Here is a 14,660-nt window from a genome sequence, read left to right as displayed (position 1 = left end):
AAGGCGTAATATTTATTGGAGTTTTTTTTGGTATACTAGTATTGTCTTAAACAGAAGGAGTATTTATTAACCATGAAGAAAAAAATCTTAGCCTCGCTTTTATTAAGTACAGTAATGGTTTCCCAGGCAGCAGTATTGACGACTGCCCATGCAGAAACGACTGATGACAAAATTGCTGCTCAAGATAATAAAATTAGTAACTTAACAGCACAACAAGAAGAAGCACAAAAACAAGTTGATCAAATTCAGGAGCAAGTATCTGCTATTCAAGCAGAGCAATCTAACTTGCAATCTGAAAATGATAGATTACAAGCAGAATCTAAGAAACTCGAGGGTGAGATTACAGAACTTTCTAAAAACATTGTTTCTCGTAACCAATCTTTGGAAAAACAAGCTCGTAGTGCTCAAACAAATGGAGCCGCAACTAGCTATATCAATACCATTGTAAACTCAAAATCAATTACAGAAGCTATTTCACGTGTTGCTGCAATGAGTGAAATCGTATCTGCTAACAACAAAATGTTGGAACAACAAAAGGCAGATAAAAAAGCAATTTCTGAGAAGCAAGTAGCAAATAATGATGCTATCAATACTGTAATTGCTAATCAACAAAAATTGGCAGATGATGCTCAAGCATTGACTACTAAACAGGCAGAACTAAAAGCTGCTGAATTGAGTCTTGCTGCTGAGAAAGCGACAGCTGAAGGGGAAAAAGCAAGTCTATTGGAACAAAAAGCAGCAGCTGAGGCAGAGGCACGTGCAGCTGCGGCAGCAGAAGCAGCTTATAAAGAAAAACAAGCTAGCCAACAACAATCAGTACTTGCTTCAGGTAATACAAACCTAACAGCACAGGTACAAGCAGTATCTGAATCTGCAGTAGCACCTGTTCAGGCTAAAGTACGTCCAACATATAACACGGATGCCTCAACTTATCCAATTGGAGAATGTACCTGGGGAGTTAAAACATTAGCACCTTGGGCTGGAGACTATTGGGGTAATGGAGCACAGTGGGCTACAAGTGCAGCTGCAGCAGGATTCCGTACAGGATCGACACCTCAAGTTGGAGCAATTGCATGTTGGAACGATGGTGGATATGGACACGTAGCGGTTGTTACAGCTGTTGAATCAACAACACGTATCCAAGTATCAGAATCAAACTATGCAGGTAATCGCACACTTGGAAACCACCGTGGATGGTTTAATCCAACAACGACTTCTGAAGGTTTTGTGACATATATTTATGCAGACTAATTAGAGAGAGGGACTCGAATAGAGCCCTCTTTTTTAGGTTTTACCAGAGACAATAACTATTAAAAATTATATCAAAATAGCTTGAAAATATTGGAAAAGTATGGTAAAATGAAAATTGTCGTGTGAACGATAATACTCATTCTTGATGAATTGTGAAGCAGTTGCTCTTGGGTCGTTTTGCGAGTTGAAGTCAAGAAGAGGAAAAAAACAAAAAGGAGAAATACTCATGGCAGTAATTTCAATGAAACAACTTCTTGAGGCTGGTGTACACTTTGGTCACCAAACTCGTCGCTGGAACCCTAAGATGGCTAAATACATCTTTACAGAGCGTAACGGAATCCACGTTATCGACTTGCAACAAACTGTAAAATACGCTGACCAAGCATACGACTTCATGCGTGATGCGGCAGCTAACGATGCAGTTGTATTGTTCGTTGGTACTAAGAAACAAGCAGCTGATGCAGTTGCTGAAGAAGCAGTACGTTCAGGTCAATACTTCATCAACCACCGTTGGTTGGGTGGAACTCTTACAAACTGGGGAACAATCCAAAAACGTATCGCTCGTTTGAAAGAAATCAAACGTATGGAAGAAGATGGAACTTTCGAAGTTCTTCCTAAGAAAGAAGTTGCACTTCTTAACAAACAACGTGCGCGTCTTGAAAAATTCTTGGGTGGTATCGAAGATATGCCTCGTATCCCAGATGTGATGTACGTAGTTGACCCACATAAAGAGCAAATTGCAGTTAAAGAAGCTAAAAAATTGGGAATCCCAGTTGTAGCGATGGTTGACACAAACACTGATCCAGATGATATCGATGTAATCATCCCAGCTAACGATGACGCTATCCGCGCTGTTAAATTGATCACAGCTAAATTGGCTGACGCTATCATCGAAGGACGTCAAGGTGAGGATGCAGCAGCAGTTGAAGCAGAATTTGCAGCTTCAGAAACTCAAGCAGATTCAATTGAAGAAATCGTTGAAGTTGTAGAAGGCGACAACGCTTAATTCATAATAAATAGTAATTACCTAGGAGGGCGGGGCTTAGCCCTGCTCTCCTATTTTTAAAAAATATAGGAGAATCAAAATGGCAGAAATTACAGCTAAACTTGTTAAAGAGTTGCGTGAAAAATCTGGTGCTGGTGTTATGGACGCTAAAAAAGCATTGGTTGAAGTGGAAGGCGATATCGAAAAAGCGATTGAATTGCTTCGCGAAAAAGGTATGGCAAAAGCAGCTAAGAAAGCTGACCGTGTTGCTGCAGAAGGTTTGACTGGTGTTTATGTTGACGGTAACATTGCAGCAGTTGTTGAAGTAAATGCTGAAACTGACTTCGTTGCGAAAAACGCTCAATTTGTTGAGTTGGTAAACGCAACAGCTAAAGCAATCGTTGAAGGAAAACCAGCTAATAATGAGGAAGCACTTGCTTTGACTATGCCTTCAGGTGAAACTCTTGAAGCTGCATACGTATCTGCAACAGCGACTATCGGAGAAAAAATCTCATTCCGTCGCTTTGCTTTGATTGAAAAAACAGATGCACAACACTTCGGAGCATACCAACACAACGGTGGACGTATCGGTGTTATCTCTGTAATCGAAGGTGGAGACGAAGCACTTGCTAAACAAATTTCAATGCACATTGCTGCTATGAAACCAACAGTTCTTTCATACAAAGAATTGGATGAGCAATTTGTTAAAGATGAGTTGGCACAATTGAACCACGTTATCGACCAAGATAACGAAAGCCGTGCAATGGTTAACAAACCAGCTCTCCCACACTTGAAATATGGATCAAAAGCTCAATTGACTGATGATGTTATTGCTCAAGCTGAAGCTGACATCAAAGCTGAGTTGGCTGCAGAAGGCAAACCAGAAAAAATCTGGGACAAAATCATCCCAGGTAAAATGGATCGCTTCATGCTTGACAATACTAAAGTTGACCAAGCTTACACACTTCTTGCACAAGTTTACATCATGGATGACAGCAAGACAGTTGAAGCATATCTTGAATCAGTTAACGCTTCAGTAGTTGAGTTCGCTCGCTTTGAAGTTGGTGAAGGTATTGAGAAAGCTGCAAACGACTTTGAAGCTGAAGTTGCAGCTACAATGGCAGCAGCCTTGAATAACTAATTATAGAAAGGAAGTAAATTTGCTTCCTTTTTTCTATGCAGTCGATCCTTATAGGGAGAACTTCCTATTTTCAAGGTAAAAATAAAAAGCCCTATAATAAGGGCCAATTGTATTTAGGAGACTAAACTTCAAATTCATAGAGTGCTGTAGAGAGATAACGTTCACCGTTATCTGGTGCTAGAGCAAGGACTTTTTTACCTGAACCTAATTTTTTGGCAATTTCGATGGCTCCGTAGATAGCTGCAGCTGAAGAAATCCCTACAAGGAAGCCTTCTTTTCCACCAATTTCACGTCCGAGTGCAAGAGCATCATCTGATGTTACACGAACAATACCATCATAGGCGTTTGTATCAAGTGTATCAGGAATAAATCCAGCTGAGATACCTTGAATTTTGTGAGGACCAGGTTTTTCACCAGATAGAATAGCAGATTCATCAGCTTCCACTGCATAAACTTGAATATTTGAATTTGCTGATTTGAGTGCATGAGAAACACCAGAAATTGTTCCACCGGTACCAACCCCAGCAACAAAGGCATCTAATCCATCTTTACCGAAAGCAGCTAGTATCTCAGCTCCTGTTGTTCTTTCGTGTACTTCTGGATTAGCTGGGTTGTCAAATTGAAGAGGAAGGAAACCATCACGTTCAGCAGCGATTTCTTGAGCCTTAGCAATAGCACCTTTCATTCCCTCGCTACCAGGAGTTAGGACGAGTTCAGCACCATAAGCTTGGATAATCTTACGTCGTTCCACACTCATAGTTTCAGGCATAACGATAACAACTTTATACCCTTTAGCAGCCCCTACCCATGAAAGTCCAATACCAGTGTTTCCACTTGTTGCTTCAACAATAGTAGAACCAGGTTTCAGAATACCGTCTTGTTCAGCTTTTTCAATCATGCTAAGAGCAATACGGTCTTTTACAGAAGAACCAGGGTTAAATGCTTCAAGTTTTACATAGACATCTGCAGCACCTTCTGGCACAATGTTGTTTAGTTTAACAATCGGAGTTTGACCGATTAGTTCAGTAATGTTGTTATAAATAGACATATGAATACCTCTTTGTATAAGATATATCTAGTATAACGCTATCTATACCATTTGTAAAATATAGAAATCCTATCGAAGTGATAGGATTTTTTTATATCACAGGTCTAAGCCATTAATTTTTAAGCGATTGTGATAAGTTAATTTTAGTAAATAGGTGTAAAGAAGAAAGTTATCAGTTTTCTTTTTGAATTGCTTCATTTTCTAGTAACTCTTGGCAAGAACCTTTTTATGTTGCTAATTAAAGTAGCGGTGAAAATATCAGTGAAACACTGTATTATCTATTGTTTACACTAGGTTTACAGGAACCTCAACTTCGCGTAAACCTTGATCAGTTAAAGTGACTTTTCCATTAAAAAACTCCACCAGTGCAGCTTTAATAGTTTCTTTTTCTTCTTTATCAACATAAATCATCGTATCGACTTGATCTGTAAAATTTGTATCTAGCTCCATGAGATTATGTTCTTTAAGGAAGTTACTGTACTCTTGGTACTGAGCGTAAGATATTTGAATAGCAATGCCAGCTTGTTCCTTTATTTCAATGATGCCAATTTCTTTGACGGCTAAGGCAACACTGCCTGCGTACGCACGAATTAGTCCTCCAGCGCCTAGTTTAATACCACCAAAGTAGCGTGTCACGACCACACAGACATTGGTGAGATTGTGATTTTCTAGTACCCCAAGCATGGGAACACCAGCAGTGCCACTAGGCTCGCCATCATCACTTGTACGTTTGATTTCACTACGTTCCCCAATAATAAATGCAGAGCAGTTATGCGTAGCTTTGTAGTGTTCTTTTTTGATAGCAGTAATGAAGTCACGAGCCTCTTCTTCGCTATAAACACGCTTGGCATGACAGATAAAGCGGGATTTTTTGATTTCTTCTTGGACTTGACCGTCCTCTTTAATTGTTCTAAATTCCATGATTTAATTGTACTAAAAAATCATCTAAAGCGCTAGGTTTTTACGAATAAAGAAGTATGAAAGTAAATCCAAATTATCTCGGTCGTTTGTTTACGGAGAATGAATTAACAGAAGAAGAACGTCAGTTGGCGGAGAAACTTCCAGCAATGAGAAAGGAGAAAGGGAAACTTTTCTGTCAACGTTGTAATAGTGCTATTTTAGATGAATGGTATTTGCCCATCGGTGCTTACTATTGTAGGGAGTGTTTACTGATGAAGCGAGTCAGGAGTGATCAAGCTTTATACTATTTTCCACAGGAGGATTTTCCGAAGCAAGATGTTCTTAAATGGCGTGGTCAATTAACTCCTTTTCAAGAGAAGGTGTCAGAGGGACTGATTCAAGCAGTAGACAAGCAGGAGCCAACCTTAGTTCATGCGGTAACAGGAGCTGGAAAGACAGAAATGATTTATCAAGTAGTGGCTAAAGTGATTAATGGAGGTGGTGCAGTGTGTTTGGCTAGTCCTCGCATAGATGTTTGTTTGGAGCTGTATAAGCGCCTGCAACAGGATTTTTCTTGCGGAATAGCTTTGCTACATGGAGAATCGGAACCTTATTTTCGAACACCACTAGTTGTTGCGACGACCCATCAGTTATTGAAGTTTTATCAAGCTTTTGATTTGCTGATAGTGGATGAAGTAGATGCTTTTCCTTATGTTGACAATCCCACGCTTTACCACGCTGTCAAGAATAGTGTAAAGGAGAATGGATTGAGAATCTTTTTAACAGCGACTTCGACCGATGAGTTAGATAGGAAGGTTCGCATAGGAGAACTAAAACGATTGAGTTTGCCAAGACGGTTTCATGGAAATCCGTTGATTATTCCTAAACCTGTCTGGTTATCGGATTTTAATCACTGTTTAGAGAAAAATCGGTTGTCACCAAAGTTAAAGTCCTATATTGAGAAGCAGAGAAAGACAGCTTATCCGTTACTCATTTTTGCTTCAGAAATTAAGAAAGGGGAGCAATTAAAAGAAATCTTACAGGAGCAATTTCCAAATGAGAAAATTGGCTTTGTATCTTCTGTAACAGAGGATCGATTAGAGCAGGTACAAGCTTTTCGAGATGGAGAACTGACAATACTTATCAGTACGACAATCTTGGAGCGTGGAGTTACCTTCCCTTGTGTTGATGTTTTCGTAGTAGAGGCCAATCATCGTTTGTTTACCAAGTCTAGTTTGATTCAAATTGGTGGACGAGTTGGACGAAGCATGGATAGACCGACAGGAGATTTGCTTTTCTTCCATGATGGGTTAAATGATTCAATCAAGAAGGCGATTAAGGAAATTCAGATGATGAATAAGGAGGCTGGTCTATGAAGTGCTTGTTATGTGAGCAGACTATGAAGACTGTTTTAACTTTTAGTAGTCTCTTACTTATGAAGAATGATGCCTCCTGTCTTTGTTTAGATTGTGATTCTACTTTTGAGAGAATTGGAGAAGAGTACTGTCCAAACTGTATGAAAATAGGATTGTCAACAAAGTGTCAAGATTGTCAATTTTGGTGTAAAGAAGGAGTTGAGGTCAGTCATAGAGCGATTTTCACTTACAATCAAGCTATGAAGGATTTTTTTAGTCGATATAAATTTGATGGAGACTTCCTTTTAAGAAAAGTTTTTTCTTCATTTTTAAGTGAGGAGTTGAAAAAGTACAAAGAGTACCAATTTGTAGTCATTCCATTAAGTAAGGAGAGATATGCTGATAGAGGATTTAATCAGGTTGAGGGCTTGGTCAATGCAGCAGGATTTAAGTACCTGGATTTGTTAGAGAAAAGAGAAGAACGAGCCAGTTCTTCTAAAAGTCGTTCAGAGCGCTTGGCGACAGAACTTCCTTTCTTTATTAAAAGTGGAGTCCGCATTCCTAAGAAAATCCTACTTATAGATGATATCTATACTACAGGAACAACTATAAATCGTGTGAAGAAACTGCTGGAAGAAGCTGGTGCTGAGGATGTAAAAACATTTTCCCTTGTAAGATGAGGAAAAAATTTGCAAAAATAGAATGAAAGCGTTATAATAAAATCATAAAAACAAAAATGTTTAGAAAGAAGGTACTCATATGATTAAATATAGTATCCGTGGTGAAAACCTAGAAGTAACAGAAGCAATTCGTGATTATGTAGTTTCTAAACTCGAAAAGATCGAAAAGTACTTCCAGCCAGAACAAGAGTTGGATGCCCGAATTAACTTAAAAGTTTATCGTGAAAAAACTGCTAAAGTGGAAGTAACGATTCCGCTTGGCTCTATTACTCTTCGTGCAGAAGATGTATCTCAAGATATGTATGGTTCAATTGACCTTGTAACTGATAAAATTGAACGTCAGATTCGTAAAAACAAAACAAAAATCGAGCGTAAAAATAAAAATAAGGTAGCAACTAGTCAATTATTTACAGATGCTTTGGTGGAAGATTCAAATGTTGTCCAGTCTAAAGTTGTTCGTTCAAAACAAATTGATTTAAAACCAATGGATTTGGAAGAAGCTATTCTACAAATGGATTTGTTAGGACATGATTTCTTTATTTATGTGGATGTTGAAGATCAGACAACCAATGTGATTTATCGTCGTGAGGATGGCGAGATTGGTTTGTTAGAGGTTAAAGAATCTTAAGAAAAATGAAATATAAAAAGTGGTTTACTTTCGGGTAAATCACTTTTTATATTTCAAGGAAGAGGGAGTTTGTGTAGCTAATTGAAATTAGAGTTGAACGTCTTAGGTGCTAAAATATTGCTAGTAATTGGATTGAATTTCCTAGTCAATTTGTTTAGATTTTATTTCTCTATATAAAGCGACTGTGTTTAGTTTAAGTATTTTTTATCTATTTTGTCTTTTGTAATACAAGTAGCTATGAGGAGTAATAGATATCTAAATAATTACTGAGACATTAGAGGGTATGTAGATTGTAGAATGGAAGTTTGGAAGAAAACAGTTATTGATTATATAAGAGAGATGGCTTGTCTCTATGGATAAATTTTCAAAAAGTAAGTGGAAGAACTATCTATAAATTCAACTTATAGCTCTATTCATTTTTATTAAGTAGACAAAATACTGGTTGAAGCGATAGAATGGACTTGTCAACAAATAGCGAGCAATAAAATGTAAGCGTTCTTAAAATAAAAGAAGGAGTCATAACTATGGCAACAAAACAAGAAATTTTACGTGAACTATATCCTGAGGATCTCTTTCATTACGCTGATGGTTTAACATTAGGGGAAGCTGAAGTACTACAAGAAACTCGTCGTTTGATTGAAAAACATCTACGTCCAGTTATCAACGAATACTGGGAAAAACCTGATTTCCCATTTGAGGAATTTTACGCTGTCGCTAAGGGTGCTCAAATCATGAACAATCCAAAATTGTTTGAAGGGCGTGAAGGAAGTTATAAACCATCTGAATTGTATATTACCTTTTTATATCTAGAACTAGCTCGCTTCGATGCTTCAATCGCAACTTTCTATACAGTTCATGGAGGACTTTGCTATAACACTATTTTATTGGGTGGGGATGAAAGACAACAGAAAGAATTTCTTCCTAAGTTGGCTTCATTTGACTGGCAAGGATGTTTTGCCTTAACAGAACCGCTTTCTGGATCTGATATTGCTGGTGGTCTATCAACAACTGCTGAGCGTGTTGGAGATAAGTGGATTTTGAACGGAGAAAAGCGTTGGGTTGGTGGCTCAGATACAGCAGATGTTGTTCCTGTATTTGCTCGTGATGTGGCAGACGGTAAGGTGAAATGTTTTATTGTCCGTAAAGGTGCTCCTGGCTACCATGCAGAGCCTATTCCACATAAGATTGCACTGCGTTGTATCCGCAATGGTCATATTACAATGAAGAATGTAGAAGTTCCAGACTCAGATCGTTTGGTTAACATCAATGGATTTGGAGATGTAGCACGTATTTTAACATTTACTCGTGCCGATGTAGCGCACATTGCTATGGGAGTAACATGTGGTTCATATGTGGCAGCTCTTAAATATGCAAAAGACCGTCAACAGTTTAAACGTCCGATTGCCAAATTCCAAATTGTTCAAGAAAAATTAGCTAGAATGCAAGCCAATGCTGTAGCAGCTCTTGCATATTCAACTCGTATTGCTGAAATGCAGGAAGAGGGTAATGAGTTGATGCTCAATTCTGCTCTAGCGAAAATGCATAACTCTTTAGTAATGCGTGAAACAGTAGCTCTTGCGCGTGAAACATGTGGTGGTAATGGTATTACTTTGGAAACAGATGTGGCACGATTCTTTGCAGATGCGGAATCAATCTATACTTATGAAGGTTCGCACGAAGTCAATGCTTTGATTGTAGGTCGTGAAATTACTGGATTGGGTGCATTTGTTTAATAGAACTAGGACGATTGAAGGGTTTATTTTCAATCGTCCTTGCTTCATAACGTGATTTACTTAGAATAAAAAGGAGAAAAAATGATCTCAAATGTAATGATAATTGGCTCTGGTCAGATGGGAAGTGGTATTGCTCAAGTATTTGCTCAAGCTGGATTTACGGTTTATTTGAATGATATTAAAGAAGAATTTGTTCAACGAGGATTGAATAACATAACAAAACAGTTGGAACGTTCGGTTGAAAAAGGACGTCTATCTGCAGATGAGAAAGACAAAGTGGTTGCCAATTTAATTCCTTCTACTTCATACGAAGACGCGAAAAATGTACAATTGGTTATCGAGGCTGCGACTGAAAATCGTGATATTAAACTCAGTATATTTAAACAATTGGACGAAATCACAGATTCTAAAACAATTCTAGCATCAAATACTTCCTCTCTATCTATCACAGATATTGCAGCCGCAACTAAGAACCAAGAACGTGTGATTGGAATGCACTTTTTTAATCCTGCTCCAGTGATGAAATTAGTTGAAGTGATTAAAGCTTTGCAGACTTCGGATGAAGTAGTGGCAGAAATCCGTGAACTTACAAAGAAAATTGGAAAAACTCCTGTTGATGTTAAAGATTCTTATGGATTTGTAGTAAACCGTGTATTGATTCCTATGATCAATGAAGCTATTTATATCTTAGGAGAAGGAGTTGCTAGTGCTGAAGAAATAGATGAGGCAATGAAACTAGGTGCGAATCATCCTATTGGTCCCTTAGCTTTGGCCGATTTGATTGGATTGGATGTTTGCCTTGCAATTATGGGTGTTTTGAACCAAGGATTTGGTGATCAAAAATACCGTCCTGCTCCTCTTTTGAAGAAAATGGTAGAGGCTGGAAAATTGGGACGTAAGTCAAAAGAAGGGTTCTTTACTTACTAGAAAAAATGGAGGTAGTCATGAAAGATGTAGTTATTGTATCGGCGGTACGTACTCCTTTGGGTTCCTTTGGAGGAAGCTTGAAGAATATTTCAGCTGTCGAATTGGGCTCTTTGGTAATTAAGAGTGTTTTGGAAAAAGCGAATATTAAATCAGAGCAGGTAGATGAAGTGATCATGGGGAATGTCCTAGGCGCAGGTTTAGGTCAAAACGTGGCTCGCCAAATGAGTATTCATGCAGGACTCCCTGAATTTACACCAGCTTTTACTATCAATAAGGTTTGTGGTTCAGGTTTGAAGGCAGTACAATTGGCTGCTCAAGCTATTCAGTGTGGGGATGCTGATATTATCGTAGCTGGTGGGGCAGAAAATATGAGTCAAGCTCCATACGTATTGCCAAACTTCCGCTGGGGAGGACGCATGGGAGACTCTAACGTTGTTGATACCATGATTAAAGATGGGTTGTCTGATGCCTTCAACGAATATCATATGGGGATTACAGCTGAGAATGTGGCTGAAGAATATGGTATTAGCAGAGATGATCAAGATGCTCTTGCTTTAGAATCACAAAAAAGAGCAGTGGCAGCTATAGAATCTGGACGCTTTAAAGAAGAAATTGTTCCAGTGGTCATTCCGCAACGTAAAGGAGATCCGGTTGTCTTTGATACAGACGAATTTCCTAGAAAAGATGCCAGCTTGGAAAGCTTGTCTAAGTTACGTCCTGTTTTCAAAAAAGACGGTTCTGTTACGGCGGGGAATGCTTCTGGTATCAATGATGGAGCAGCAGCTGTCTTGGTCATGAGTGCTGACAAAGCTGAAGAATTAGGACTTCCAGTGATTGCTCGCATTCGTTCTTATGCAAGCGCAGGTTTGGATCCTAAGATTATGGGATGTGGACCGATTTATGCGACACGCAAGGCTCTTGAAAAAGGCAATTTGACAGTTGATGATCTTGACTTGATTGAGTCAAATGAAGCTTTTGCCGCCCAGGCTTGTGCGGTTGGTAAAACGCTTGGTTTCAATACAGATATTGTCAATGTTAACGGTGGTGCTATTGCTCTTGGTCATCCAATCGGGGCTTCAGGTTGTCGTATCCTAGTGACTCTTGTACATGAGATGATGAAGCGCGATGCCAAAACTGGATTAGCGACTCTATGTATTGGAGGCGGTATGGGCACAGCTCTTATCGTTGAACGCTAATGAACTATTTATGTCGTGTGTCTTTCTTTTAATATACCATTATTAAATAGAGTTTTATTTGGAAACTGATAATTCTTATACCTTATCACGCATGCTCTTCATGATGCTGCGTGATAAGGTATTTTTGATAGTGTAAGTTAGTAGCAGTCATGGAACATAGATTAAATTAAGATCTAAGTCTGCTGGATAAGAATTGTAGTAGAGCTGTTAGGAAAAGGCGTTTAAGAAGTAACTTCTATATTAAAGTGAAACAAGAATTTAACAATTTAATTTTTGAATTCAAATCAATTTATAATAGTTTAGAAACGATATTGCACTAGTCCAGATTCACTTCGCTATATATTTTCCTAGACTTAAGGTAGTTGATATTGTTGAAATGAACTATTTTTTAATGGTCATATATGTATTTATATGATTGCTATCGTTCATTTGATGGGGATTATTTGAAGCAAAATTAAACTATAAGCTGTACTTATAGGATTATAAACTAAGATTAAGTAGACGGATTGATTTAAATGAGTTATCATAAAAATGTAAGCTCTTACATTTGGTATCGGTATTTGTTGACACTGTACTCTGTACTCAAAAAAAATTAAGTAGGAGCAGAATAATGAGTAAAACAGTTTTATTAGAGCAGAAGAATGGGATTGGTTACCTTACAATAAATCGTCCAGCAGCTTTGAATGCTTTAAGTTCAGAAGTTTTGACTGACTTAAATCATGTTTTAGACGAAATTGAAGCAAGTGATGATATTCGTGTTGTGATTGTAACTGGACAAGGTGAAAAAGCATTTGTTGCAGGAGCGGATATCAAAGAGATGGATCAAATGTCTCCTATCCAAGCACATGATTATATGACCTATGCTAATGATACGTTTACCCGTCTATCTGAACTAACGCAACCAACTATTGCAGTTCTAAACGGTTATGCTTTAGGAGGTGGTTTGGAATTAGCTCTATCAACAGATATTCGTATTGGTTACGAAAAGACCACTGTAGGATTTCCAGAGGTAGGCCTAGGTATTATTCCAGGATTTGCTGGAACACAAAGAATGTCTCGCTTAATTGGTACCAGCAAGACAAAAGAACTAATTTTTACTGCTAGAATGGTTAAAGGTCAAGAAGCCTATGAATTAGGCATCTTGAATAAATTGGTGGCAGCCGAGGAATTGTTGACAGCAGCTGAGGAATTGGCAGTCTCTATTATGAAAAACGCTCCTTTGGCAGTTGAAAAAGCCAAGCATATTATTCAAGTTGGATCAGAACTCCCACTGAAAAATGCGATTCGATTAGAAACAGAAGCTGAAGCTCTCCTCTTCTCAACAGAAGATAAGGTAGAAGGAATGCGCGCTTTTGTTGAGAAACGCAAAGCTGAGTTTCAGCGTAAATAGAAAGAGGAGATAGAAGATGCAAGTTGTAACATTATCGGATGCAATTTCCTTGATTCACTCAGGAGATAAAGTAGGAATTTCAGGTTTTCTTGGAGTAGGGGAACCACTTGAATTGATTGAAGAATTGGTTTCTCAAAACCAGCAAGATTTGACATTGGTATCAGTCGTAACATCTCAACCTGGTAAGGAAGTCGGTGTGGGGCGTCTTTGTGAAAATCACCAAGTTAAAAAATACATTGCAGCTCACGTAGGAACGTCTGCAGCAGCTCAACACGAGTATTTCAGTGGAAATATGGAAGTTGAATTTACTCCAATGGGAACTGTTGTTGAACGATTACATGCAGCTGGAGCTGGTCTAGGAGCAGTATTGACACCAACAGGTGTAGGTACTATTTTGGAAAAAGATCAGGAGAAGGTTACTCGCAATGGAAAAGAATATTTAATTTATGATCCATTGAAGATTGATGTAGCTTTGATTAAGGCTACGAAGGCAGACAAGTATGGGAACTTATACTTGGACGGTACGACAAAAAATATTTCACTTCAGCTAGCTTTGGCAGCTAATACAGTCATTGTAGAAACTAATGAGTTGTTAGAAGTGGGAGAAATTGATCCTAATGATATTTACATCCCAGGTATCCTTGTCGATTATGTTGTTCAGGGATTGTCTCCAGAAGAGCATCATAAAATGATGGGTGATTTGTGGACAGAGACTAAGAAACTTGCGGGGGTAAACTAAAATGAAGGCAAAAGAAATTATTGCAAGACGTGTGGCGCTTGAGTTTAAAGATGGGGATGTTGTGAATCTGGGATTTGGTATTCCAAATGCATCTGCCGATTATATCCCTGAGGGAGTTAATGTCATTCTTCAAGCAGAAAATGGAGCTCTTCGTTTTGGGGAAACCCCTACCAAAGATGGATACAATGCAAACTTGGCAAATTCGGGAGGTGCCCCAATCACCTTGTTGCCAGGAGCCGCCTTGTTTGATTTGCAAACATCTTTTGCGATTATTCGTGGAGGTCATGTGGATGCTACAGTATTAGGTGCACTTGAAGTGAGCCAAGACGGTAGTATCGCAAACTGGATTATTCCAGGTAAGTTTGCCCCAGGTATGGGTGGTGCTATGGACTTACTTGTTGGAGCAAAACGTGTTATTGGTGCGATTCAACATACGACAGGGGATGGTCAATCAAAATTGTTGAAAGAGTGTACCCTTCCTTTGTCAGCTAAAGGAGTATTGGATTTGATTATTACTGATTTAGCTGTTTTTGGAATCCAAGATGGTAAATTCTTATTGAAGGAATTAGCTCCTGGTGTGACTTTAGAGGAAGTCCTTGAAAAGACAGACGGAGATGTTATTGTTTCAGATGATTTGAAAATCATGCCTATTTGATAATGAGCAATCGGTAGGAAGATATTTTTTTC

14 protein-coding genes and 1 pseudogene are annotated in these 14,660 nt (G+C 38.5%); 12 read left to right on the top strand and 3 right to left on the bottom strand.

The genetic code is table 11. The annotated features are described in order from the left end of the window. The first annotated feature begins 72 nt into the window (after positions 1-72). From HT698_RS02150 to tsf, 3 genes are all read left to right on the top strand, one after another. Positions 73-1,251 carry a CHAP domain-containing protein gene (locus HT698_RS02150; protein WP_112445445.1) on the top strand — a complete coding sequence of 393 codons (1,179 nt, stop codon included), beginning with the start codon at positions 73-75 and terminating at the stop codon, positions 1,249-1,251. A 226-nt stretch (positions 1,252-1,477) separates the two neighbouring features. After that, entirely contained in the window at positions 1,478-2,257 is a 780-nt protein-coding gene (rpsB, locus tag HT698_RS02145) for a 30S ribosomal protein S2 (protein ID WP_014017378.1), read from the top strand. 79 nt (positions 2,258-2,336) lie between these two features. Continuing rightward, the gene (tsf, locus tag HT698_RS02140) at positions 2,337-3,377 is read left to right on the top strand and encodes a translation elongation factor Ts (RefSeq protein ID WP_000808091.1); all 1,041 of its coding nucleotides are present in this window, start codon (positions 2,337-2,339) and stop codon (positions 3,375-3,377) included. Positions 3,378-3,498: 121 nt separating this feature from the next. Here tsf and cysK read toward each other — a convergent pair whose 3' ends face one another. From cysK to HT698_RS02130, 3 genes and pseudogenes are all read right to left on the bottom strand, one after another. Then, on the bottom strand, positions 3,499-4,425 hold the full coding sequence (gene cysK, locus HT698_RS02135; protein ID WP_112444666.1) for a cysteine synthase A: 927 nt from the start codon (positions 4,423-4,425) through the stop codon (positions 3,499-3,501). A 96-nt stretch (positions 4,426-4,521) separates the two neighbouring features. Beyond that, a pseudogene (locus HT698_RS10265) lies at positions 4,522-4,635 on the bottom strand (PH domain-containing protein); the annotation flags it as partial. Between the two features lie 75 nt (positions 4,636-4,710). Beyond that, complete coding sequence (locus HT698_RS02130) at positions 4,711-5,346, bottom strand: YigZ family protein (protein WP_112444668.1); 636 nt, start codon at positions 5,344-5,346, stop codon at positions 4,711-4,713. Between the two features lie 56 nt (positions 5,347-5,402). On the opposite strand from HT698_RS02130, the gene HT698_RS02125 reads away from it, so the two are divergent. The 9 genes from HT698_RS02125 to HT698_RS02085 all read left to right on the top strand — a co-directional run bounded on the left by HT698_RS02125 (position 5,403) and on the right by HT698_RS02085 (position 14,628). Then, complete coding sequence (locus tag HT698_RS02125) at positions 5,403-6,701, top strand: DEAD/DEAH box helicase (RefSeq protein WP_173218763.1); 1,299 nt, start codon at positions 5,403-5,405, stop codon at positions 6,699-6,701. Continuing rightward, positions 6,698-7,360: a ComF family protein gene (locus tag HT698_RS02120; RefSeq protein ID WP_173218765.1), complete on the top strand. Its 663-nt coding sequence runs from the start codon at positions 6,698-6,700 to the stop codon at positions 7,358-7,360. The genes HT698_RS02125 and HT698_RS02120 overlap by 4 nt, the downstream gene beginning before the upstream one ends. Positions 7,361-7,439: 79 nt before the next feature. Further along, positions 7,440-7,988, top strand: coding sequence for a ribosome-associated translation inhibitor RaiA (raiA, locus tag HT698_RS02115; protein WP_050073478.1), 549 nt, complete (start codon positions 7,440-7,442; stop codon positions 7,986-7,988). Positions 7,989-8,512: 524 nt separating this feature from the next. Further along, positions 8,513-9,721 (top strand): acyl-CoA dehydrogenase family protein, encoded by a 1,209-nt coding sequence (locus tag HT698_RS02110; RefSeq protein WP_050242834.1) that lies wholly within the window; start codon positions 8,513-8,515, stop codon positions 9,719-9,721. A gap of 81 nt (positions 9,722-9,802) precedes the next feature. Next, positions 9,803-10,648, top strand: a complete 846-nt coding sequence (locus HT698_RS02105; RefSeq protein ID WP_050242833.1) for a 3-hydroxybutyryl-CoA dehydrogenase — start codon at positions 9,803-9,805, stop codon at positions 10,646-10,648. A 17-nt stretch (positions 10,649-10,665) separates the two neighbouring features. After that, positions 10,666-11,844 carry an acetyl-CoA C-acetyltransferase gene (locus HT698_RS02100; RefSeq protein ID WP_050242832.1) on the top strand — a complete coding sequence of 393 codons (1,179 nt, stop codon included), beginning with the start codon at positions 10,666-10,668 and terminating at the stop codon, positions 11,842-11,844. A gap of 610 nt (positions 11,845-12,454) precedes the next feature. Next, entirely contained in the window at positions 12,455-13,234 is a 780-nt protein-coding gene (locus tag HT698_RS02095; RefSeq protein ID WP_050242831.1) for an enoyl-CoA hydratase-related protein, read from the top strand. Between the two features lie 16 nt (positions 13,235-13,250). Further along, complete coding sequence (locus tag HT698_RS02090) at positions 13,251-13,973, top strand: 3-oxoacid CoA-transferase subunit A (protein ID WP_050242830.1); 723 nt, start codon at positions 13,251-13,253, stop codon at positions 13,971-13,973. Position 13,974: 1 nt separating this feature from the next. Next, positions 13,975-14,628 carry a 3-oxoacid CoA-transferase subunit B gene (locus HT698_RS02085; protein WP_050242829.1) on the top strand — a complete coding sequence of 218 codons (654 nt, stop codon included), beginning with the start codon at positions 13,975-13,977 and terminating at the stop codon, positions 14,626-14,628. Positions 14,629-14,660: the final 32 nt, after the last annotated feature.

The sequence above is a fragment of the Streptococcus sp. 3109 genome, assembly GCF_013276905.1.
Classification (GTDB): Bacteria; Bacillota; Bacilli; order Lactobacillales; family Streptococcaceae; genus Streptococcus.
Note: the sequence above shows the minus strand (reverse complement) of the source record. Positions and strands in the feature narration are given on the sequence as shown.